We start from the raw sequence: 22,219 nt of genomic DNA on the forward strand, positions 1-22,219 counted from the left end.
TGATGAGAGCCCGGACCATCAGGTCCGGGCTTTCTGCGCGCCGGAAACGACGAGGACCCCCATGCCCGCACTGCGTTCCGCCCCCCACCGGGTGCTCGCCCTGCTCGTGGTCGTCGCCGTCGGGGTCGCGCTGACCTTCTACATGAGCCGGGCGGAGGCGGTCATCACGACGCCGTTCACCACCACGTTCTCGGCCAACGCGAACGGTGCGATCGTGCTGCGCGGCAACACGAACCTCACCTGCCCGCCGGCGGCGACGGGCTGCACCGACGGTCTGCAGGGCATCGGCTCGGCCTCGACCGAGGTGCTGAACAACAACGGCTACGTGATGCAGAACGCGGGCGCCGACCAGGCCAACGGCCTCTTCAACTCCAGCAGCACCCAGCTGGTGTTGCCGGCGGGCAGCACGGTGCTCTTCGCGGGTCTGTACTGGAGTGCCAACACCAAGGCGGGTACGAGTGGTGCGGTCGCCCCGACGGCGGCCGACAAGGGCAAGGTCAAGTTCTCGGTGCCGGGCGGTGGCGGTTACACGACCATGGTGTCGACCGAGACCAACACCGACCCGTCGACCAGCGCGTACCAGGGATACACCAACGTCACGACCCTGGTGGCCGGCGGCGGCAACGGCACCTACTCCGTGGCCAACATCCAGGCCGGTACGGGCGTCGACCGGTACGCGGGCTGGGCGCTTGTGGTCGCGTACCGGAATGCCGCCCTGCCGATGCGCGACCTGCGCGTCTTCGACGGTTTCGGGGTGGTCAGCAGCGGCTCGACCAGCGTGACGATCCCGGTCAGCGGTTTCGAGACCCCGCAGTACGGCACGGTGACCACGAAGATCGGCACCGTGGTCTACGAGGGTGACCTGGGCAAGACCGGGGACGTGCTGCAGCTCAACGGCAGTGCGGTGTCCGACTCGAAGAACCCGGCGAACAACTTCTTCAACAGCACGGTCAGCGACGGCGGCGCACTGGTCACCGACCGCTCGCCGGCGAGTTCGAACCTGCTCGGCGTGGACGTGGACCAGTTCGACGCGACCGGGCGGCTGGCCAACGGCGCGACCAGCGCGACCCTGACGCTGACCACGACGAACGAGACGTTCTACCCGGGTGTGGTCACCTTCAGCACCGACCTGTACGCGCCGAACCTGACCGCGACGCTCACCGGCAAGGACGTCGACGGCGGCAACCTGCTGCCCGGCGACGAGATCGAGTACACGGTCGGTGTGGTCAACGACGGCACCGACACGGCGATCGAGTCGGTGCTGACGGACGCGGTCCCGGCCGGTACGACGTACGTGCCGGGCTCCCTGGCCGTCGCGGGCACCCCGGTGACCGACGCGCCGGGCGACGACACGGGGTCCTTCGCCACCGACTCCGCACAGGGCACCACAACCTTCAACATCGGCACGGGCGCGACCCCGTCGACCGGCGGCGAGCTGATCCCGAGCGCGACCACCAAGGTGACGTTCCGCGTGAAGGTCGATCTGAACACCCCGGCGGGCTTCACGGTGGTCGACGTGGCGAACGTGGCGTACACCGGCAAGCACACGGGCCGGAAGATCGCCGGCACGAGTACGGCCTCGGGGGTGACCGTGGCGCAGCCGAGCGCGGACCTCGCCGCCGGCCTGGCCATCGTCCCGGGCGTCGTGCAGCGCGGCGGTGCACCCGACCCGGTCACCTACCAGGTCTCGGTCACCAACAACGGCCCGGAACGCGAGGCGCGGGCCGTCGCGAAGCTGACCCTGCCGGCCGGTGCCACACCCGGCACACTGCCCGCGGGCTGCACAGCGACGGGCCAGGACGTCACCTGCGTGCTCGGGGTCCTGGCTCTCGGCAGCACCGCAACGGTGCTGGTCGACACGCTTGTCGACGACACCGCCGCGGCGACGGCGGGTGCGACGGTCACGGCCTCCGGAGCCGGCGCCGACCCCACACCCGGCAACAACACCGTGGTGCGGACCCTGACGGTGAACACCGCCCCGAAGGCGGTGGCCGACCCGGGTGTCACCACCCCGACCGACGCGCCGGTCGTTGTCGCGGTGCTGGACAACGACACTGACGCCGACGGCGACCCGCTGACCGTTTCGGTCGGCAGCGGCCCGGCGCACGGCACGGCCGTGGCGAACGCCGACGGCACGATCACGTACACGCCGGCCGCCGGATATGCGGGACCGGACTCGTTCACCTACGTGCTCGCCGACGGTAAGGGCGGCACCGGCACCGCGACCGTGACGGTGGGCGTCGACAACGCCGCGCCGGTGGTTCACGACGACCAGGCGGGCGCGGCGGGCCAGGCGGTCACCGTCACCGTGCTCGACAACGACTCCGACCCCAACGGCGACCCGCTGACGATCACCGCGGTCACCCAGCCGGCGTCCGGCACGGTCACCTTCGGCGCTCAGGACCTCACGTTCACCCCGGTCAGCGGGTTCACCGGGCCGGCGACCTTCACCTACACCGTCTCGGACGGCCGGGGCGGCTCGGCCACCGCAACCGTCAAGGTCACCGTCGGCAACGCTGCACCGGTCGCCGCCGACGACGCCATCTCGACGAACTACCGCACCGACGTGGTCGTTCCGGTGCTCGGCGGGGACACCGATCCCAACGGCGACACACTGACGGTCACCGCGGTCGGTCAGCCCGGCCACGGCAGCGTCGACCTCACCGCCGGCGTGGTCACCTACCGCCCGGCGGCCGGCTTCTCCGGTACGGACACCTTCACGTACACGGTCTCGGACGGCAACGGCGGCGACGACACCGGCCGGGTGACCGTCACCGTGGCCAACGCGGCCCCCGTGGCAACGAACCGCACCGTGCAGACCGCCTTCGGCACGGCCCTGACCCTGGACGTGGTCGCAGCCGCGTCCGACCCGAACGGCGACAGCCTCGTGGTCAGCGGTGTGACAGCGGCCGCGCACGGCACGGTCGTCCGCAACCAGGACGGCACGATCACCTACACCCCGGCCGCGCGCTGGTCGGGTCCGGACAGCTTCGACTACACGATCTCGGACGGCAACGGCGGCACGGCAACGGCGACCGTCAGCCTCACCGTCGCCAACGGCGTACCGGTGGCCGGCGCCGACACGGTGACCGCCGAGACCAATCTGCCCCTGGTCGTACCGGTGCTGGCCGACGACAGCGACCCGAACGGCGACCCGCTGACGGTCACGATCGACACGCAGCCCCTGCACGGCACGGCCGCGGTCGCCGCCGATGGCACGGTGACCTACACGCCGGCGCCCGGCTATCGCGGGCCGGACGGCTTCCACTACACGATCTCCGACGGCAAGGGTGGCACCGCGGGCGCGGCCGTCACCGTCACCGTGGTGAACTCGCCGCCGGTGGCCGCGCCGGACGCCGACGTCACCCCGACCGACGTCCCGATCCGCCTGACCGTGCTCAGCAACGACAGCGACCCCAGCGGCGACCCGATCACGATCACCGGGCACACCAACGGCGGCCACGGCACGGTCACGCCGACCGGGGACGGCACGCTGGTCTACTCCCCCGGGCGGGGCTTCGCCGGTACGGACACCTTCACGTACACGATCGAGGACGCGGCGCACGGGAGCTCCACGACGACCGTCACCGTCACCGTGCTCAACGCCAACCCGATCGCGGTGCCCGACGCCGTACGCGCCCAGCCCGGTGTCGCCGTGCCGATCCCCGTCCTGGCCAACGACACCGACCCGAACATCGGCCAGCACCTGCGCATCATCTCGACCACGGTCCCGGTGCACGGCATCGCCGCCGTACGCCCCGACGGCACGATCACGTACACGGCCGAGGCGGGCAGTTCCGGCACCGACACGTTCGACTACGTGGTGACCGACGACGCCGGCGGCACCGACACGACCACAGTCACGGTCGGCGTGAACTCCGCGCCGATCGCCGCCGCCGACAAGGCCACCGCCTCGTCGGGCACAGCCGTGATCATCCCGGTCCTCGCGAACGACACCGACTTCGAGAACGAGGCGCTGACCCTCGTCTCGGTGTCCGCACCGGAGAACGGCACGGCGAAGATCGTGAACGGCGTGGTCCGCTACACGCCCGCGACCGGCTTCACGGGTGTCGACACGTTCACCTACGTCGTGACCGATCCTTCCGGTGGCCGCAGCACGGGACGGGTCTCGGTGACCGTGGCCAACGCCGCGCCGATCGCCCGGGCCGACCAGTCCGCCGTGGTCAAGGGCGGCCGCGTCGACATCGACGTGCTCGGCAACGACTCGGACGTCAACCCGGGCCAGCGGCTGACCGTGAAGTCGGCGGGCAAGGCAGCGCACGGCACGACGTCGGTCCTCTCGGACGGCCGCATCCGGTACACCCCGGACGCCGGCTACCTGGGCACGGACAGCTTCGACTACGTCCTTTCCGACGGCGCGGGCGGCACCGCCACCGGCCGCGTCTCGGTGACCGTCACCGACGGCACACCGGTCGCGCTGCCCGACGAGAAAGCGACGCCGTACCAGCGGGCGGTCACGGTGGACGTGCTCGGCAACGACCTGGACCCCGACGGCGACAGGCTGACCGTCACCACGGTCACCCAGCCCGCCGACGGCAAGGTCACCTTCACGGCGACCACGGTCACCTACCGGCCGGCGGACGGTTTCTCCGGCACGGCCGCGTTCACCTACACGATCAGCGACGGCAAGGACACCTCGACGTCGACCGTCACGGTGGTCGTCGGCACGCCGCCGGCCGTGCCGGACAAGGCGGCCACGGCCGACCCGGCCACCCCGGTCCTCATCGGCCTCCCGACCGTCGACAAACACCAGCGTCCGGTCACGGTCATCGCGGTCGGCAAACCCAGCCACGGTACGGCCGAACTGGCCGCCGCCGCAGTCACCTACACCCCGGTGCTCGGCTTCGCCGGCATGGACAGCTTCTCGTACTCGGCCGAGGACCCCAACGGGAACCGGGCCACGGGCACGATCAAGGTGACGGTCGCGGGCCCGAACGCCGCACCCGTGGCCCGCAACGACGGTGCCACGGTCAAGGCCGGCGCCTCGGTCGTCGTGTCGGTGCTGGCCGGCGACAAGGACCCGAACGAGGACCCGCTGACGGTGACCAAGGTCGGCAAGCCCCGCCACGGCGCCGCGGTCCTGAACGCGAACGGCACGGTCACCTACGCGCCGTCGGACACCTACGAGGGCGGCACGGACTCGTTCACCTACACGATCTCCGACGGCCGCGGCGGCACGGACACCGCCACAGTCACCATCACGGTCCAGGAGGGCCCCACCCCGGCCACCCAGACCATCATCAAACTCCCCCGAACCGGCGCCGACCTCATGTCGGTAGGCGCCCTCGGCACCACAGCCCTCCTCCTGGGCGCCGCCCTCTACTTCTTCGGCGGCCGCCTACCCTTCCTGGCCACAGCCACCGCCACCGACCGCGGCCCGGGCCGCCACCGCCCAGGCAAACACGCCTGGCACAAGTAGGGACGGTCTGGCGAGCACGCAGCCCTTTCTCGGCGGGAGCGACGGTCAGCACCATGCAACCAGGCACGACATGAACCAGATCTTGATCTTCTGTCCGGCGCGGGACATGCAGGAGGGCGGGCTGCCGAAGCAACCCGCCCTCCTGAAAAGCTGGACTTAGAAGTCCATGTCTCCGCCGCCGGGGCCACCGGCCGGGGCCGGGTTCTTCTCCGGCTTGTCCGCCACGACCGCCTCGGTCGTGAGGAACAGAGCGGCGATCGACGCGGCGTTCTGCAGCGCCGAGCGGGTGACCTTGGCCGGGTCGATGATGCCCGCGGCCAGGAGGTCGACGTACTCGCCGGTCGCGGCGTTCAGGCCGTGACCCAGCTCGAGGTTGCGCACCTTCTCGGAGACGACGCCACCCTCGAGGCCGGCGTTGACAGCGATCTGGCGCAGCGGGGCGTCCAGCGCGACGCGGACGATGTTCGCACCGGTGGCCTCGTCGCCCACCAGGTCGAGCTTGTCGAACGCGGTCTTGCCGGCCTGCACGAGCGCGACGCCACCACCGGGGACGATGCCCTCTTCGACGGCCGCCTTCGCGTTGCGGACGGCGTCCTCGATGCGGTGCTTGCGCTCCTTGAGCTCGACCTCGGTGGCCGCGCCGACCTTGATGACCGCAACGCCGCCGGCCAGCTTGGCCAGGCGCTCCTGCAGCTTCTCGCGGTCGTAGTCGGAGTCCGACTTCTCGATCTCGGCCCGGATCTGGTTGACCCGGCCCTGGATCTGCTCGGCGTTGCCGGCACCGTCGACGATGGTCGTCTCGTCCTTGGTGATGACAACCTTGCGCGCCTGGCCCAGCAGGGACAGGTCAGCGGCGTCGAGCTTGAGGCCGACCTCTTCGCTGACGACGGTCGCACCGGTGAGGATCGCGATGTCGTCCAGCATGGCCTTGCGGCGGTCGCCGAAGCCCGGGGCCTTGACGGCGACGGACTTGAAGGTGCCGCGCACCTTGTTGACGACCAGGGTGGCCAGGGCCTCGCCCTCGACGTCCTCGGCGATGATGATGAGCGGCTTGCCGCCCTGCATGACCTTCTCGAGGACGGGGAGCAGGTCCTTGACCGCGGAGATCTTGCTGTTCGCGATGAGGATGTAGGGGTCGTCGAAGACGGCCTCCATACGCTCGGCGTCGGTCATGAAGTACGCCGAGATGTAGCCCTTGTCGAAGCGCATGCCCTCGGTGAGCTCGAGCTCGAGACCGAAGGTGTTGCTCTCCTCGACGGTGATGACGCCTTCCTTGCCGACCTTGTCCATGGCCTCAGCGATGATCTCGCCGACCGTGGAGTCACCGGCGGAGATGGAGGCGGTGGAGGCGATCTGCTCCTTCGTCTCCACGTCCTTCGCGATCTTGGTGAGCTCCTCGGAGACAGAGGCGACAGCAGCCTCGATGCCCCGCTTGAGCGCCATCGGGTTCGCACCGGCGGCCACGTTGCGCAGGCCCTCACGGACCAGCGCCTGGGCCAGCACGGTCGCCGTCGTCGTGCCGTCGCCGGCCACGTCGTCGGTCTTCTTGGCGACCTCCTTGACCAGCTCGGCGCCGATCTTCTCGAAGGTGCCCTCGAGCTCGATCTCCTTGGCGATCGACACACCATCGTTGGTGATGGTGGGAGCGCCCCACTTCTTCTCGAGCACGACGTTGCGGCCCTTGGGGCCGAGCGTCACCTTGACGGCGTCGGCGAGCTGGTTCATACCACTCTCGAGGCCGCGACGAGCTTCCTCGTCAAATGCGATGATCTTGGCCATACGGCTGTGTCCTCCTGGACATTCGCGGCGCCTGGCCTGTCCGGCCCGCATTCCGCACGTTGAACTCCGTGGACGTCACCACCTGGCGATGTGACGTCCTCAGGTCGAGCCGGATAGCCCGCGACGACCGGTCCCGCACCCCGGCACCGATGGCGGTGCCGCAGCCGTGACCCCACCGTCCCGACCTGCTGGCACTCACCTGACGCGAGTGCCAACACCTTGTTTAGCACTCTGGTGGGGCGAGTGCAAGCAGAACGGACGCCTCCGGGACCCGCCCGCGAAGTCCCATATCGGCATCCTGGTTGCCCCTGCCGCGAGGACCGGGTAGCAAGGGCAGCATGACCAGCACACTGGCGCCGCCGCTCACCGTGCACCGGGTCACCCCCGAGGACGCGGCCAGGATGCGCGCGCTGCGGCTGGAGATGCTGGCCGACAGCCCGCTCGCCTTCCTCGAGACGCTGGCCCAGGCCGCCGCCCGGCCGCACGCGGACTACCGCCGGCGGATCGTGCAGGCATCGACCGGCGGCCAGCTGGCCCAGTTCGTCGCCGACCCGGGCGGGCGCCTGACCGGCCACGCGGGCGGCACAGTCCTGCCGGAGGAGCCCGGGGCCACGGTGGTCTTCGCGGTCTACATCACACCAGCGCAGCGCGGCACGGGTGTGCTGGGCCGGCTCGTCGACGCGGTCGCGGAGTGGTCACTCGCCATGGGCCGCCCCGAGCTGATGCTCGAAGTGGTCGTCGGCAACGACCGGGCGGTCCGGGCGTACGAGCGGCTGGGCTTCCAGGACACCGGCATCCGCGTGCCGCACCCCGTCGTCCCGGGGCTGAAGGAGCTTCAGATGCGCCGGCAGGCCGCGTCGTGAGCTGGGCGGCGTTCCGCACCGCGTTGACCGCGGTCAACGGCACCACGCTGGCCGGCCTCGGCCTGGCCGTGCTCTCCGGCGCCCGGCTCCGGCGTGCGCCCGGCGGCATCCTGATCGCCGAGAACTACCGCCACCGGATGCCACCCGCGACCTGCTTCACGGTCGGCTCGGTGATCATCACCCGGCGGACAGCCGACTGGCTGCTGCACGAGAGCCGCTCCGAGCTGCTCGCGCACGAGAGCCGCCACGCCGGGCAGTACGCCGTCCTCGGCCCACTGTTCTGGCCCGCGTACTGGGCGTCGTCGGGTTACTCGTGGGCGATGACCGGCACGTACGGCACCCGCAACGCCTTCGAGCGGCATGCGGGCCTGGAACGCGGCGGTTACCGGCGGGCGCCGCTGCGGCCGGGGCTGCAGCGGTTCACAAGGTCAGCTGCCACTGGGTCCACGCCTCCATCCGCCGGAAGCCCAGCTGACGGTTGATCCGGATCATGTGTTCGTTCTCCGCGGCGTTGAACGTGTCGACAACGCGGAGCGCGGGCCGCTCGGTACGGGCCAGGCGCAGGTTCTCCTGCTTGATGGTCAGGCCGAGACCGTGCCCGCGGTGCTCCGGGCCGACGACCGTGGCGTTCTGCCAGGCCTGTTCGTGGGCGTCGTCCGGGCTCGCGATCATCGTCCAGGCGACCAGCCGGCCACTGCCCTCGTGCACGGCGCCGGTGTTGAACGCGCTGCGGCCCCGGGTGCGGACGGCTTTCTCGGAGGCGCGGACCCGGGCGGCGTCGATCTTCTCCGCCTCCCGGACCAGGTCGCCGTTCGGCGCGTCCTCGTTGATCCGGCCGTCGAGGTAGCCGATGTCGTCCAGGAACTCCTCGGGGGCGACGTTGACCCACTGCACCAGGCGGTAGCCGGCCGCGATCGGACCAGGCTCGCCGGTGACCTCAGCGACGTCCAGCCGGCTGCGAACCTCGGCCAGCCCGGCCTTGGCGCCCACAGTGGTCGCAAAGGCGGCACCGGACGGCTGCCCGTCGCTCGCCGGGGCGACGAGGTGCTTGCGGCCCTCTTCACGGGCACGGGCGACCGCGAAGTCACGCAGGGCCCGCCCGGCACCCCGGCGCCGGTACGCCGGGTGAACGGTGATCTCGACGTCGACACTGGTCAGATTGTCCAGCTGCGACATCGCGATCTTCACGTAACCGACAGTGACGCCGTCGAGCAGTGCCGCATGATGTTCCAGGGTGTTTCCCGGCCACGGATTCTGCATCCGGGCCACGAATGCTTCACGGCGGTCGAGCGGGAAACCCGGCGCGTCCACCTCGAAGGCCGCCGTCGCGATCTCGAAGGCCTTCACGTTGTCGGTCAGAGGCTCCACATGCAACATGCCCGACAGCGTGTCGCTCGTCGACCGGCACCGCGACCGATTTACAGCGGTGGGAAGTTTGGTCGGGAGGACGCGCGCACAGCGCCTCCGGCACTGGGTCGTTGGGCCCCTAGGAGATTGTCGCCAAGCTCGAAGGTGGGGCCACGTACGGCGTCGCGTCCTCCCGCGTAGAGCATCCTGCCGAGCCTGAGATCCCCGCGCAAGTCCTCGCGGGAAGGAATTCTCGACGTTGGGCAGGAGCCCGGTTACTCTGCGTCAGCTCCGGAGATCGTCAGCCCAGGAGGCCGGCGTCGCGGGCGCCACGCAGCGACGGCTTGATCCGGTGGGTCGGCCCGACCTGCCCGGCGACGGCGTCCAGCGTCTTGAGGCCCTCGCCGGTGTTGTAGACGACGGTCTCCTTGTCGGGGTCGAGCTTCCCGCTGGCGACGAGCTTCTTGAGCACGGCGACGGTGACACCGCCGGCGGTCTCGGCGAAGACGCCGGTGGTGCGGGCGAGCAACTGGATCGCGTCACGGATCTCGTCGTCGTCGGCGTAGTCCATCCAGCCGCCGGTGCGGGTCACGGCCTCGATCGCGTACGACCCGGCTGCCGGGTCGCCGATGTTGAGCGACTTCGCGATGCCGGTCGGCTTCACCGGGATGATCTGGTCGGTGCCGTTGTGCAGCGCGGTCGCGATGGGGTTGCACCCGGCCGACTGCGCGCCGAACACGGTCCAGCCACCCTCGGGCGCCTCGACCAGGCCGATCTCCACCAGCTCGCTGAACGCCTTGTCGATCTTGGTCAGCAGCTCACCACTGGCCATCGGCACGACCACCTGGGCCGGGATGCGCCAGCCGAGCTGCTCGGCGACCTCGTAACCCAGCGTCTTGGAACCCTCGGCGTAGAACGGCCGCACATTGACGTTCACAAAGGCGGTGTCCTCGAACTCGTCGGTCTCGACGAGCTCGCCACAGAGCCGGTTCACGTCGTCGTAGGACCCGTCGATCGCGACGAGCTCCCCGCCGTACACGGCCGTGGTGATGACCTTGCCCTGCTCGAGGTCACCGGGGATGAAGACGATCGACGGCACACCCGCCCGCGCCGCGTGCGCGGCGACGGAGTTGGCCAGGTTGCCGGTGGAGGCGCAGGCGAACCGCGTGAACCCCAGCTCCCGCGCGGCGGTCAGCGCGACGGAGACAACACGGTCCTTGAACGAGTGGGTCGGGTTGGCCGAATCGTCCTTGACCCAGAGCGGCGCCCGCAGCCCCACCTCGGCGGCGAGGGCGGTCGCGCTGACCAGCGGCGTCAGGCCCGGGTCGAGCGTGACGCGGGTGGCCGGGTCCTGCCCGGTCGGAAGAAGAGCGGCGTACCGCCAGATGTTCTGCGGCCCCGCCTCGATCTGCTCCCGCGTGACCGAAGCCAGCGCGGCAGCGTCGTAAGCCACCTCGAGTGGCCCGAAACACTCATAACAGGCATGCTGCGCGGCCAGCGGGAACTCGGCACCACAACCACGGCAGACAAGCGCCCGGGCAGGGCTGATGGACTTACTGGGGGCATCAACGGCCGACGTCACAACGAGGCTCCTTCTCATCTTTCCCCGGCGCCGGCTAGCGCACGTGGGGACGGAATTAGCACCTGCCACACGGGGCCTCGCCATCGAGACATGTGTGGTGGTTGCCGGGGCGTCATCGGGCCGTTCCCTCAGCCCCTCTGGATGAGGTATTCAGTTATGTTTCCAACACCTTACGACGCCGGGCCGCAGAACGCTCCCAACCATCCCGAGGTGTGAGCGAGGTCCTGTCCTGACGAGCGTCTCTCACCTCGGTCAAGGCCTCCCGAAGATCAAGTTCCAGGGCCTGTCGTGCCTGGTTGCAGGGTGCTGACCGTCGCTCACGCCGAGACCGGGCGCGGGCGGCCAATCGCCTGGCGGCTCATGAGCAGCCACCCACCCCCTGCCAGGTCCGTGCTCCCCGAACCCCCCGCCGCGGGGGTTGTTCCTGGGCGTCGTGGGCGACTGGCGGTGGTTTGTGGCGGGGTGTGCATAGGGTGACGCAGGTCATGGCCACCGGGTTTGGGAGGTCCGCGCGTGAGCGCCGTCCTGGAGATACAAGGTCTGCAGAAGACCTATCGCAGCCGCAAGGGGGTGCGGAAGGCTCTCGACGGGTTCGACATGGTTGTCGAGGCGGGGCAGGTGCACGGCTTCCTCGGGCCCAACGGCTCCGGCAAGACCACCACGCTGCGGACGCTGCTCGGGCTGATCAAGCCGAACGGTGGCCGGATGGCGATCTTCGGGCGTGAGGTGCCGGAGGCGCTGCCCGAGGTGGCCGGTTCGGTCGGGGCGATCGTGGAGAGCCCGCAGTTCTTCGGGAACTTCACCGCTCACGACACGCTTTCGCTGCTCGCCGATGCGGGCGGTGTCGATCAGGGCCGGGTCTTCGAGGTGCTGGAACTGGTCGGGCTGCGAGACCGTTCGAAGGACCGGGTCAAGACCTACTCGCTGGGCATGAAGCAGCGTCTCGCCGTCGCGTCCGCGCTGCTCAAGAATCCGAAGCTGCTGATCCTGGACGAGCCCGCCAACGGTCTCGACCCGGGCGGCATCCGGGAGATGCGCACCTTGATGCGCACGCTGGCCGAGTCGGGGATGACCGTGGTGCTGTCCAGCCACATCCTGGGTGAGATCCAGCTGATCTGCGACTCCGTCACGATCATCTCAGCCGGGCGCCGGGTCGCTGCCGGTGGTGTCGCCGACGTGCTGGCCCAGCATCAGACTTCGTCGGTACGCGTGCGTGTCGAATCGCTCGCTGACCTCACCGCCTCGGCGGGTGCACTGCGCGAGATCGGTGCGCAGGTTGTCGTGGAGGCCGATCACCTGATGGTCAGCGGTGTGGCTCAGGCCAGTGCGATCACCCGTACGCTGGCTTCCCGCGGTGTTTTTGTCAGTGAGCTGGCGCCGATCGCTGTCGACCTGGAGAGCGTCTTCCTGGAGCTGACGGGCACCGCGCCGGTCGACGGTGCGCACCGCCAGGTGGATCAGTCCGCGATGGCGCCGGCTGTGCCGAACGGCGGGTGGGGACTGTGAGTCTTTTCCGGGCGGAGACGCGGCGGCTGACCAAGCGCCGTTTCACGCGGTTTTTTGTGCTGGGCACACTGCTGGTGCTGGCCGCGATCGTGGTCGGCATGTTCGTCACGAACCAGACGGTCACCCCTGAACGTCAGGCGCAGGCTCAGGCGGAGGCCGATCGGAACTATCAGCTGGCCCTGCAGTCGGCCGCGGAGGAGAAGACCCGCTGCCAGGCCGCGCAGGGTACGGCGGAGGCCGCGAACTACCCGCCGAACTGCGACGAGGTGTACCAGCCGACCACCGAGGACTACCAGGCGCAGTGGTACATGCCGGCCACGTTCATCTTCCGGGAACAGTTCGGCATCATGGTCACCACGCTGGCGGCGCTGCTGGCGGTGATGGCCTTTGTGATCGGTGCGACCTTTGTCGGTGCCGAGTGGAGCAGCGGCGGGATGATGAACCTCCTGCTGTGGCGGCCGCAACGGCTGAAGGTGCTCAGCACCAAGCTCGGCGCCCTGCTGGTGGGCCTGATCGCGCTGACCGTGGTCGTGTCGGCGATCTGGACCGGGCTGTTCGCGCTGACCGCGAACCTGCGCGGCTCGCTCGACGGCATGACGTCGGGGGCCTGGCAGTCCTTCCTGCTCATGGAGCTGCGCGGCCTGGTGCTGGTACTCGCCGCGGGTGCGCTCGGTTTCGGGCTGGCCTCGATCGGGCGGCACACGGCGATGGCGCTGGGCGCGGCGATCGGTGCGGTCATCCTGTTCCAGTTCGGCCTGGCCACGGTGCTGAGCCTGGCGAAGACGCCGTTCGTGGAGGCGTACCTGGTGCCGGTCTGGACCAGCGCCTGGATGGACAAGTCGGCGGTGGTGACCGACTGGGAGTCCTGCAACTACTCGAGCACCCAGGGCTGCGAGCCGGACACCTTCACGATCACCTGGCCGATGGCCGGCGGTGTGCTCGCGCTGGTCCTCGTCCTCGTTGTGGGGGCTTCCATGTGGACTATCCGTAGTCGAGACATTACTTAAGGTAGTTTCGCTGCGTCAGGCGCACACGGACGGCGGGGATCGTCAGCCGGCATTATGCTGACGATCCCTTCGTACGTATGTGCGTGCTCTCCCACCGCCCAGGAGCGCCATGCAGCCCGACGCCGACCTCAACCAGCAGCACGTCCCGGCACCCCGTGACGGCGATGGCGAGATCGAGGCTCCCGAGACACCCCGGCTCTCCGAGCGTGAGGTGCAGATCCTCGCGTTCGAGAGCAAGTGGTGGAAGCACGCCGGCTCCAAGGAGCAGGCGATCCGCGACGCGTTCAGCCTCTCGTCGACGCGCTACTACCAGCTGCTCAACGGTCTGCTGGACAACCCCGCAGCGCTGGAGCACGACCCGGTCCTGATCGGCCGGTTGCGCCGCCTGCGCTCGACCCGGGCCCGCACCCGCCGCCGTTAGACCCGGGTCAGCCGGGCGCGTGGGTGGAGGCGTAGGCCTCCAGCCAGGCCACCTGCACCGGGTCCAGCGACGCCCGCACCCGCTTGCGCGCGGTGTCCACGTGCGCGGCGGTCACCGTGGAGGCATCCAGCGACTCCCGCATCGCCGAGAGCGCGGCCTCGCGGATCAGCGCAGCGCAGTCGGCGGCCGAGAAGCCGTCGAGCGAGGCGCCGAGCTCGTCCAGGTCGACCGCAATGTCCAGCGGCACCGACTTGGCCGACGCGCGCAGGATCGCCGCCCGCGCCTCGCCGTCCGGTGGCGGCACGAAGACGAGCCGCTCCAGCCGGCCGGGGCGCAGCAGGGCTGGGTCGATCAGGTCGGGGCGGTTCGTCGCGCCGATCACCACGACGTTGCGCAGCGACTCGACACCGTCCAGCTCGGTCAGCAGCGCGGCGACCACCCGGTCGGTCGTGCCGCCGTCGGTGGACTGGCCGCGGGTCGGTGCGAGCGCGTCGACCTCGTCCAGGAAGACCAGTGTCGGGGCGGCCTCCCGGGCGCGCCGGAACAGCTCCCGTACAGCGCGCTCGCTGTCACCCACCCACTTGCTCAGGAGCTCGGCGCCCTTGACCGAGAGGACGTTCGCTTTACCCGTACCGGCGATGGCTTTGACGAGGTAGGTCTTGCCGCAGCCGGGCGGGCCGTAGAGCAGGACACCGCGCGGCGGCTGCACGCCGAGCCGGGCGAACGTGTCCGGGTAGGTCAGCGGCCACAGCACCGACTCGGTCAGGGTCTGCTTGACCTCCACCATGTCGCCGACGTCGTCCAGGGTCACCTGTGCGACCTCAAGTGTCGAGTCCGCCATCGAGGTCGGCCGCACGACGTCCAGCGCGGCCTCGAAGTCGGCCATGGTCACGGTCGGGGATTCGGCGTCCTTCTGACGCAGGGCCGCGCGGACCCCGGCCTCCCGGGCCAGGGCGCCCAGGTCGGCGGCGACAAACCCGGGGGTACGCCCGGACACGTCGTCCAGCCGCACGTCCTCGGCCAGCGGCATGCCCCGGGTCAGCACGCGGAGCTGCTCACGGCGCATGGCCGCGTCCGGCAGCGGCACCGCCAGCTGGACGGCGAGCAGATCCGGCGCGCGCAGGGCCGGGTCGACGGCCTCGGGGCGGCTGGTCGTGCACACCACCGCACCGCCGGACTTCAGCAGCTCGGCGAGCACCTGCCGGAAGACTGTCGCCAGTGGTCCCGGCTCGTCGCGAGGTGCGAGCGCTTCGACGTCGGCGATCAGCAGGACGGCCGGGCCACCCGCGCGGACGTCCCGGGCCAGGCCACGCAGGCGCGTCGCCGCGGAGTCGTTGGTCAGCGCGGCCAGCTCGGGACCCCACACGGACTGCACGGTCGCGCCGACACCGGCGGCCACCGCGCGGACCAGCGCGGACTTGCCCGAGCCGGCCGGACCGGTGACCAGGACACCGAGCGACACGGTCGTACCGAGCCGGCCCAGGACCTCGCCGTGGTGGAAGCCGAGGTCGAGCAGCTCGGTCAGCTCCTGCGCCTGCATCTTGAGACCGGGCAGGTCGTCCAGGCTGGGCGGGGGCGTCTCCGGGTCGGTGGACGCCGGCTGACTCGCCGCTGCTGTGGCCGGCGCGGCCTGGTCGCGTACGGAGGAGAACTGCCCGTCCTGCCAGCCCACCACCGTGTCCATCGTGACCAGGGCGGCGTCGGCGCCCTCGACCTCGATCACGCTGAGCAGCGTGGAGGTCCAGGCGTACCCGACGCGATTCGCCAGGCTGCGCCGGGCGGCCTCGACCAGCGGCCGGTGACTGGCGTTCGGGAGCACGTCCTGCGGCAGCAGCGAGACGTCGTCACCGGCAGTGACGACCTTGCCGAGCAGGGCCAGCCGCAGCATCTCCGGGGAGACCACCGCGACGATCTCGGCCGGACCGGAGAGCGTGACCCGTCGTGCCTCGACGACCGGGATGGGCGTGACCGTCACCTGGCCGCCGTCGCGCAGCTCGAGATTGCCCAGGATCAGATCGTCGGCGTAGAGCAGGGCCCGGCTCGCCGTGGACTCGGCCCGCGCGGCGATGCCGGCGGTCGTCCGGCGCCCGGCCAGGCGCAGCGGATCACCGGGGTTGATGGCGAGCGCGGCCATCACCTCGGGGTGCAGCCGGACGATGCCGCGGCGCGCGTCGAGGGCCGCCGTCCGCTGGGTGACGGTCAGCGTGAGGTCGTCTGGCACCGCGGGGGCCTCCGTTTTGACGAGGGGACTAGGTTGACACGCTAGCCGCCGTACGCCGCCCGGGAAGGCACCACCGTCATGAGGCTCCGTCGTCACGCCGCTCTGGCCATCGCCGCACTCACGCTGGCCACCGTCGCCGCCTGCGGTGACGACCCGGAGGAGAAGAGCACTCCGGCTCCGGCTCCCTCCGTCGTGACCTCGGCCGACGCCGCTCCTGCCCCGGCCACCAGCGCGACCACCTCGGCAGCCCCGTCGACACCGCCGACCGAGGGCACGTCCTCGGCCAAGCCCCCGAAGAAGGGCAGCGGCGCTGCTCAGGGCCCGGCCGGCGGGCGCGAGGTGGCACCGAGGTGACGAGGTAGGCATTCACAGCTCCCGCTCAGCGGCACGCCGCTAGCGTTGGGCGCATGTCAGCCCTGCCGTCCCGGCTACGCCGTGCCCTGCCCAGAGCGACGCGGCGCCGGGTGGTGACCGGCTCGGTCGTCCTCGTGCTCGTCGCCGCCCTGGTGGGCTGGGCCGCGCTGCCCGAGCGGAAGTCGTGGACCTCGTCCGACCAGCGGCTCACCGTGCTCTCCGGACCCTCGGGCACCGAGCCCGTCGACCTCGACACCCGCTTCTACCTGCCGTCCGGCGCCGACGGCAAGGTGCCCGCGGTGCTGCTCGGGCACGGCTTCGGGGGTACGAAGAACTCCGTCAGCGACGACGCCGAATCACTCGCCGACCGTGGTTACGCGGTGCTGACCTGGACCGCTCGCGGTTTCGGCACCAGCGGCGGCGAGATCCACCTGGACAGCCCCGACTACGAGGTCAAGGACGCGCAGCGACTCCTCGACTGGCTGGCCACACAGCCGCAGGTGCAGACGGACGCGGCCGGTGACCCCCGCGTCGGCGTGGTCGGCGGCTCGTACGGCGGTGCGCTGGCCCTGCTGCTCGCGGCCCAGGACCCGCGGGTCGACGCGATCGTCCCGCTGATCACGTGGAACGACCTCGGCACCGCGTTCTTCCCGCAGTCGGCCTCCGGCGTGACCACACCCGGCGTGTTCAAGAAGAGCTGGGCCGGGCTGTTCTTCGGCAGCGGCTCCTCGTCCGCCGACAGCTTCCTCGGCGGTAACGCGGCTGCGGCACCCGCGCCGACCCCCGAGAATCCCGCGTGCGGACGGTTCGCCGCTGACGTCTGTGCGGCGTACCTGAAGATGGCGACCACCGGGACGCCGGACGCCGCGACGACCGCCCTGTTGAAACGGTCGAGCCCGGCGCCGGTCCTCAACAAGATCAAGGCGCCGACGCTGCTGATCCAGGGTGCGGTCGACACGCTCTTCCCGCTGTCCGAGGCCGACGCCAACGCCCGCGGCATCGCGGCGGCCGGCACCCCGGTCCGGGTTGCCTGGTTCACCGGTGGTCACGACGGCGGCAGCGGCCCGCAGACCGACCAGGACCGCACCAAGTTCCTGACCGCGCAGTGGCTCGACCACTACGTCAAGAAGGACGGCGACGCACCGGAGAACAGCTTCACCTACTCGCGGGTGGCCGGCTTCAGCGCGCTGGACCGCGGACTCGTGACCAACGGGTACTCCGACCCGACCTATCCCGGCCTCGGCGGCACCGGCACCACGAACGTCACCGTCAGTGGCCAGGCCCAGGAGATCGCCAACCCGCCGAACGGCAATCCGGGCGCTCTCTCGTCGCTGCCCGGTGTGGGCGGCCAGCTCAGCTCACTGATCGGTGGCGTCGCCGGCGACCTCGCGGGCCAGCACGCGGAGTTCGACTCGGCCCCGGTCGCGGATTCCGTCGAGGTGGTCGGCGCTCCGAGCGTACGGATGAAGGTGGCCTCCCCGACCGGGAGCGCGACCGTCTTCGTGAAGCTCTACGACGTCGACCCGAACGGCACCGCGACGCTCAGCGGTGGTCTCCTCGCGCCGGTCCGCCTGACCGGGCTGCCGGCCGACATCGGCGCCGCGCAGCCGGTCACCGTGACCCTGCCCGCGATCGTGCGCCGGATCGAGGCGGGCCACCTGGTCCGCGTCACGGTGGCGACCTCCGACCAGGCGTTCCTGACACCGCCGGACCCCGCGACCTACACCGTTGCGGTCGAGCCGGCGGTCACCCTCCCGACCGTCGTCGGCACTCCGATCGCCAACCCCCAGGTCATCTGGCGGTACGTCCTCCTCGCCGTCCTCGCCGTGATCGTCGTCGGCCTCGTGATCGTCCTGGTCGTCAGCCGCCGCCGGCTGCGTCGCCACGACGCTCCCACCGTCGACGAGTACGCCGAGACGCCCCTGGTCGTCCGCGGTCTGCGCAAGGCGTACGGGGACGGGTTCGTCGCGGTCGAACGTGTCGACTTCTCCGTCGAACGCGGCCAGGTCGTCGGCCTCCTCGGCCCCAACGGCGCCGGCAAGACCACCACCCTGCGGGTCCTGATGGGCCTGACCATGCCGACCGAGGGCGACGCGCTCGTCTTCGGCCACCGCCTCGAACCCGGCTCGCCGGTACTGTCGCGAGTCGGCGCACTCGTCGAAGGCCCTGGCTTCCTGCCGCACCTCAGCGGCCTGGACAACCTGAAGGCGTACTGGCGGGCGACCGGCCGGCCGCTCGAGGACGCCCGCTTCGACGAGGCCCTGGAGATCGCCGGCCTGGGCGACTCGGTGCACCGCCGCACGAAGAACTACAGCCACGGCATGCGGCAACGCCTCGCGATCGCCCAGGCGATGCTCGGCCTGCCCGAGTTGCTGGTGCTCGACGAACCCACCGACGGCCTCGACCCGCCCCAGATCGCCGAGATGCGCCGCGTCCTCAAACGCTACGCAACCGACGGTCGTGCAGTGCTGGTCTCCAGCCACCTCCTCGCCGAGGTCGAACAGACCTGCACCCACGCGGTCGTCGTCAACAAGGGCCGCATCGTGGCATCCGGACCCGTCGACGACATCGTGGGCGAATCCCCGTCGGTGCAACTCGAAGTGTCCGACGTGGCCGCCGCCTCCACGGTGCTGTCCACGCTGGGCGTCCGCTCGGTCACCCCCGACGGCGCGTCCGGCCTGATCGTCGACATGAACGGCACCCCGCGTACCGAACTGGTCGCGTCCCTGGTCCAGGCCGGCATCGGCGTCGACCGGGTGGTGCCACGCAGACGGCTCGAGGACGCGTTCCTGGCCCTGGTGGGCGACAACTCGCGAGGAAGTGGAGACCGATGAGCGCCGCCGCAACCGGGTACCGGGCAACGGCCACCCTGCCCCTGATGGCCGAGGTGCGGCGTCAGGCCTCGCGCCGGCGTACCCAACTGGCCCTGGCTTTCATGGCCCTGCTCCCCGTCATCATCCTGCTCGCCTTCGAATTCGGCGGTGACGGCGACGACGACAACGGCGGCGGCGCCTTCGCCAGCCTGGTCGACCTGGCGACGTCCGGCGGCCTCAACTTCGCCCTGTTCAGCATCTTCGTCTCGGCCGGCTTCCTCCTGGTCGTGGTGGTCGCCCTCTTCTGCGGCGACACCGTCGCGAGCGAGGCCAGCTGGGGCAGCCTGCGCTACCTCCTGGCCATCCCGGTCCCCCGGGCCAGGCTCCTCGGCGCCAAACTCATCGTGGCCCTGGGCTACTCGCTGCTCGCCCTGCTCACCCTGGCCGGCACAGCACTGCTGATCGGCACGCTCCGCTACGGCTGGCACCCCCTGGGCAGCACGGTCGCGGCGGAAATCCCACCCGGCGAAGGAGTCGTCCGCCTCCTGGCGATCCTCGGCTACCTGGCCGTGGTCCTCCTGGTGGTAGCCGGCCTGGCCTTCCTCCTGTCAGTCCTGACCGACGCCGCCCTGGGCGCGGTCGGCGGCGCGGTCCTCCTCTGGATCCTGTCGAGCATCCTCGACCAGATCACCGCCCTCGGCTCCATCCGCAACTTCCTCCCCACCCACTACAGCGACGCCTGGCTGGGCTTGCTCTCCACCCCGATGCAGACAGACGACGTGGTGAAGGGCGCGATCTCCGCGGTCACCTACGCCACCATCTTCTGGTCGCTGGCCTTCTACCGCTTCACCCGCAAGGACATCACCTCGTAAACCGCGACGATCCTCGCTCGCATTGACCTGCCTCACTAAGCTTCACTCCGTTCCCGGCGACGGATAAGGCGGTCATGGCAAAACCGAGAGGGCCGGGCCACAGTGATGGCGACGCGGACGGCACGACCTCACCGGCCCGGCACCGGACGACACCGAGCAGCGCGGACAGCGTCGCCGCTGTGCAGGACTTCACCGCGGGGGCGGCGCAAAAAGGACGGCAGAGCGGTTCCGGCGGCGGTCCCGCTTCGGGCGGTGCTCCTGGTGAACGGCCGGCAGACATCGTCACCCATTTGACCGGTGAACCTGGCGGCATGCCCGACGGGCATCCCACCCGGATCTCGGCGAATGAGGACGACGGGGTGCGCCGTTCCCTCGAGATGGAAAACTCAGCCGCCGCCACCCTGGCCGGCAACGGATACCAGGTCAAACAGAATCCGACTCAGGACGAGGTTGCCCAGGCACGGCTGGCCACCGGCGATTCCGGTCGGCCAGGGTCGAAACCCGACTATCTGCTCGAGGGTCGTGTCTTCGACTGCTACTCGCCGACAAAACCGACCAAGAACGCGCGAGGGATCTGGTCCGAGGTTCAGGAAAAAGTCGAGGACAATCAGACTCAGCGGGTGGTTGTGAACCTGGAGGGATGGCGTGGGGACATGTCGGCTCTCCAAGAGCAGTTCGATGCCTGGCCGATCGAGCGGCTCAAGGAAGTCAAGGCGATCACCCCCGACGGCGATGTCGTGCAGATCATCCCGCCTGACCGGAACGATTGAGAGCTTTCACATGGCGCTTGAATACCGGCTGGTCCTCGCCGGCGACACTCCCGTCGAGCAGGTGGCGGGGCGAGCATTCCCCGATCCCGAGGAACTTCCGACCGGCGTCATCCCCCTGCTCACCGCGGACCTGTTCGATCGGTACGGCTTCAGTGTCGCGGTCAGGGCCGGCCGGAACGGCTATGTCGACGTCGAGTCCGATGAGGGCTCCTGGGAGTGGGAACCGGAAGCCTATGTGTCGCTGTCGTTCCGCATGGACAAGTTCGCCGACCAGCCACCACTGGTGATCAACATGCTCACAGCGATCCGTCGGGTCCTGAACACCGGATCGGAAGACGCAGCATTCATCTTGAATGGTGACGTCTTGCTGCTGACGCGGTTCGACGGCAAGCCTGTGAAACACCGTCGCACCTGGTGGGAGAACTACCCGGGTGCCGCGGATCTGATCCCGAGCAGCAGCGGGCTTTCTCCGGACGGCGCCTGACCCTCACGCAGAGGAGAGTGAAATGCAGACCGGGACCGGGAACAGCGATCCCCTACTGGAGCCGGGTGAAGCCCTGGACCGGTTGGCCGCCTGGAAAGGACGGGTGGACCAACTGGCCGTCAGCACCAAGAGCATGAGTGATCAATTGGCGCAGTTGCGTGTCACCGCCGCCGATGACACCAAGACTGTTCAGGTGACCGTTGACGCCCAGGGCGCGCTGGTGGACATCCGGTTCGGGCGGCGAATCCAACAGATCGAGCCCGATGCGGTCGCCCGGACGGTCATGAGCACGATTCGACTGGCCCGGCAGCAGATTGCCGAACGAGCCGAAAACATCATCTCGGAAACTGTCGGTACCGACTCGGCAGCAGGTCGCGCCATAGCGGAACGCGTCGTTCACCGGCTGCAAGACCAACGCACCGGTGAGGACTCTGATGGCTGACGGATTTCAGGTCGACGCGGCGCAGATCCGCCGTCACATCGCCGGCCTCGAGGCGGTCCGCAGCCGGTTCGGTGCGGTCAAGTCCGCCAGCGCTGCTATCTCTCAGGACGACGGAGCGTACGGCCTCTTGTGCAGTTGGTTACCTGCGGTGCTGGAGGGGCGGCATCGACGGCAGGACGAGCTTCTCGCTTATGTCGAGGAGAACCTCACCCTTGCCGCGGACTCCTTGACCGCGGTGGCCGGGGACTACGAAGACACCGACAACGCCGCCGCCGACGCAGTTCGCAAGGCCGGCATGCGTCTGGACCGGTGACCCAT

Annotated in this window: 16 protein-coding genes, 1 pseudogene and 1 riboswitch; of the genes and pseudogenes, 13 read left to right on the forward strand and 4 right to left on the reverse strand. The window is 70.0% G+C overall.

Annotated features, from left to right (window positions below):
• Positions 1-61: 61 nt before the first annotated feature.
• The gene (locus AFR_RS41080; RefSeq protein WP_023562762.1) at positions 62-5,440 is read left to right on the forward strand and encodes an Ig-like domain-containing protein; all 5,379 of its coding nucleotides are present in this window, start codon (positions 62-64) and stop codon (positions 5,438-5,440) included.
• Between the two features lie 156 nt (positions 5,441-5,596).
• On the opposite strand, the gene groL is transcribed toward AFR_RS41080, so the two are convergent.
• Positions 5,597-7,219 (reverse strand): chaperonin GroEL, encoded by a 1,623-nt coding sequence (groL, locus tag AFR_RS41085; protein WP_023562763.1) that lies wholly within the window; start codon positions 7,217-7,219, stop codon positions 5,597-5,599.
• A 338-nt stretch (positions 7,220-7,557) separates the two neighbouring features.
• Between groL and AFR_RS41090 the strand changes: the two genes are divergently transcribed.
• Positions 7,558-8,082 (forward strand): GNAT family N-acetyltransferase, encoded by a 525-nt coding sequence (locus AFR_RS41090; RefSeq protein WP_023562764.1) that lies wholly within the window; start codon positions 7,558-7,560, stop codon positions 8,080-8,082.
• Positions 8,079-8,564 carry a hypothetical protein gene (locus tag AFR_RS41095; RefSeq protein WP_023562765.1) on the forward strand — a complete coding sequence of 162 codons (486 nt, stop codon included), beginning with the start codon at positions 8,079-8,081 and terminating at the stop codon, positions 8,562-8,564. The genes AFR_RS41090 and AFR_RS41095 overlap by 4 nt, the downstream gene beginning before the upstream one ends.
• Here the strand turns inward: AFR_RS41095 and AFR_RS41100 are convergent.
• A complete protein-coding gene (locus AFR_RS41100; RefSeq protein ID WP_063749566.1) occupies positions 8,503-9,459 on the reverse strand; it encodes a GNAT family N-acetyltransferase in 957 nt (318 codons plus the stop codon). The two genes, AFR_RS41095 and AFR_RS41100, sit on opposite strands and share 62 nt — an antisense overlap.
• 271 nt (positions 9,460-9,730) lie before the next feature.
• Positions 9,731-11,029 carry a threonine synthase gene (gene thrC / locus AFR_RS41105; RefSeq protein ID WP_052359587.1) on the reverse strand — a complete coding sequence of 433 codons (1,299 nt, stop codon included), beginning with the start codon at positions 11,027-11,029 and terminating at the stop codon, positions 9,731-9,733.
• Positions 11,023-11,159: riboswitch (SAM riboswitch) on the reverse strand. Its footprint overlaps the gene before it by 7 nt.
• Before the next feature lie 365 nt (positions 11,160-11,524).
• Between thrC and AFR_RS41110 the strand changes: the two genes are divergently transcribed.
• The 3 genes and pseudogenes from AFR_RS41110 to AFR_RS41120 all read left to right on the forward strand — a co-directional run.
• Complete coding sequence (locus tag AFR_RS41110; protein WP_023562768.1) at positions 11,525-12,517, forward strand: ATP-binding cassette domain-containing protein; 993 nt, start codon at positions 11,525-11,527, stop codon at positions 12,515-12,517.
• Positions 12,514-13,524: an ABC transporter permease subunit gene (locus tag AFR_RS41115; protein WP_023562769.1), complete on the forward strand. Its 1,011-nt coding sequence runs from the start codon at positions 12,514-12,516 to the stop codon at positions 13,522-13,524. The genes AFR_RS41110 and AFR_RS41115 overlap by 4 nt, the downstream gene beginning before the upstream one ends.
• 196 nt (positions 13,525-13,720) lie before the next feature.
• Positions 13,721-13,945, forward strand: a pseudogene (locus AFR_RS41120) (DUF3263 domain-containing protein); the annotation flags it as partial.
• 7 nt (positions 13,946-13,952) lie between these two features.
• Here AFR_RS41120 and AFR_RS41125 read toward each other — a convergent pair.
• Positions 13,953-16,166 (reverse strand): AAA family ATPase, encoded by a 2,214-nt coding sequence (locus tag AFR_RS41125; protein WP_023562771.1) that lies wholly within the window; start codon positions 16,164-16,166, stop codon positions 13,953-13,955.
• A gap of 78 nt (positions 16,167-16,244) precedes the next feature.
• On the opposite strand from AFR_RS41125, the gene AFR_RS46560 reads away from it, so the two are divergent.
• The 7 genes from AFR_RS46560 (at position 16,245) to AFR_RS41160 (ending at position 22,214) form a co-directional block, all read left to right on the forward strand.
• Complete coding sequence (locus tag AFR_RS46560) at positions 16,245-16,520, forward strand: hypothetical protein (RefSeq protein ID WP_023562772.1); 276 nt, start codon at positions 16,245-16,247, stop codon at positions 16,518-16,520.
• 53 nt (positions 16,521-16,573) lie between these two features.
• Positions 16,574-19,354 (forward strand): alpha/beta fold hydrolase, encoded by a 2,781-nt coding sequence (locus AFR_RS41135; protein ID WP_041841546.1) that lies wholly within the window; start codon positions 16,574-16,576, stop codon positions 19,352-19,354.
• Positions 19,351-20,205, forward strand: a complete 855-nt coding sequence (locus tag AFR_RS41140; RefSeq protein ID WP_023562774.1) for an ABC transporter permease — start codon at positions 19,351-19,353, stop codon at positions 20,203-20,205. The genes AFR_RS41135 and AFR_RS41140 overlap by 4 nt, the downstream gene beginning before the upstream one ends.
• A 179-nt stretch (positions 20,206-20,384) precedes the next feature.
• A complete protein-coding gene (locus tag AFR_RS41145; protein ID WP_438829918.1) occupies positions 20,385-20,975 on the forward strand; it encodes a CdiA C-terminal domain-containing protein in 591 nt (196 codons plus the stop codon).
• Positions 20,976-20,985: 10 nt separating this feature from the next.
• The gene (locus AFR_RS41150) at positions 20,986-21,459 is read left to right on the forward strand and encodes a SitI3 family protein (protein ID WP_023562776.1); all 474 of its coding nucleotides are present in this window, start codon (positions 20,986-20,988) and stop codon (positions 21,457-21,459) included.
• A gap of 22 nt (positions 21,460-21,481) precedes the next feature.
• A complete protein-coding gene (locus AFR_RS41155; protein ID WP_023562777.1) occupies positions 21,482-21,901 on the forward strand; it encodes a YbaB/EbfC family nucleoid-associated protein in 420 nt (139 codons plus the stop codon).
• Complete coding sequence (locus tag AFR_RS41160; RefSeq protein ID WP_023562778.1) at positions 21,894-22,214, forward strand: type VII secretion target; 321 nt, start codon at positions 21,894-21,896, stop codon at positions 22,212-22,214. Before AFR_RS41155 ends, AFR_RS41160 begins: the two co-directional genes overlap by 8 nt.
• Positions 22,215-22,219: the final 5 nt, after the last annotated feature.

The organism is Amorphoplanes friuliensis DSM 7358, assembly GCF_000494755.1.
GTDB lineage: Bacteria > Actinomycetota > Actinomycetes > Mycobacteriales > Micromonosporaceae > Actinoplanes > Actinoplanes friuliensis.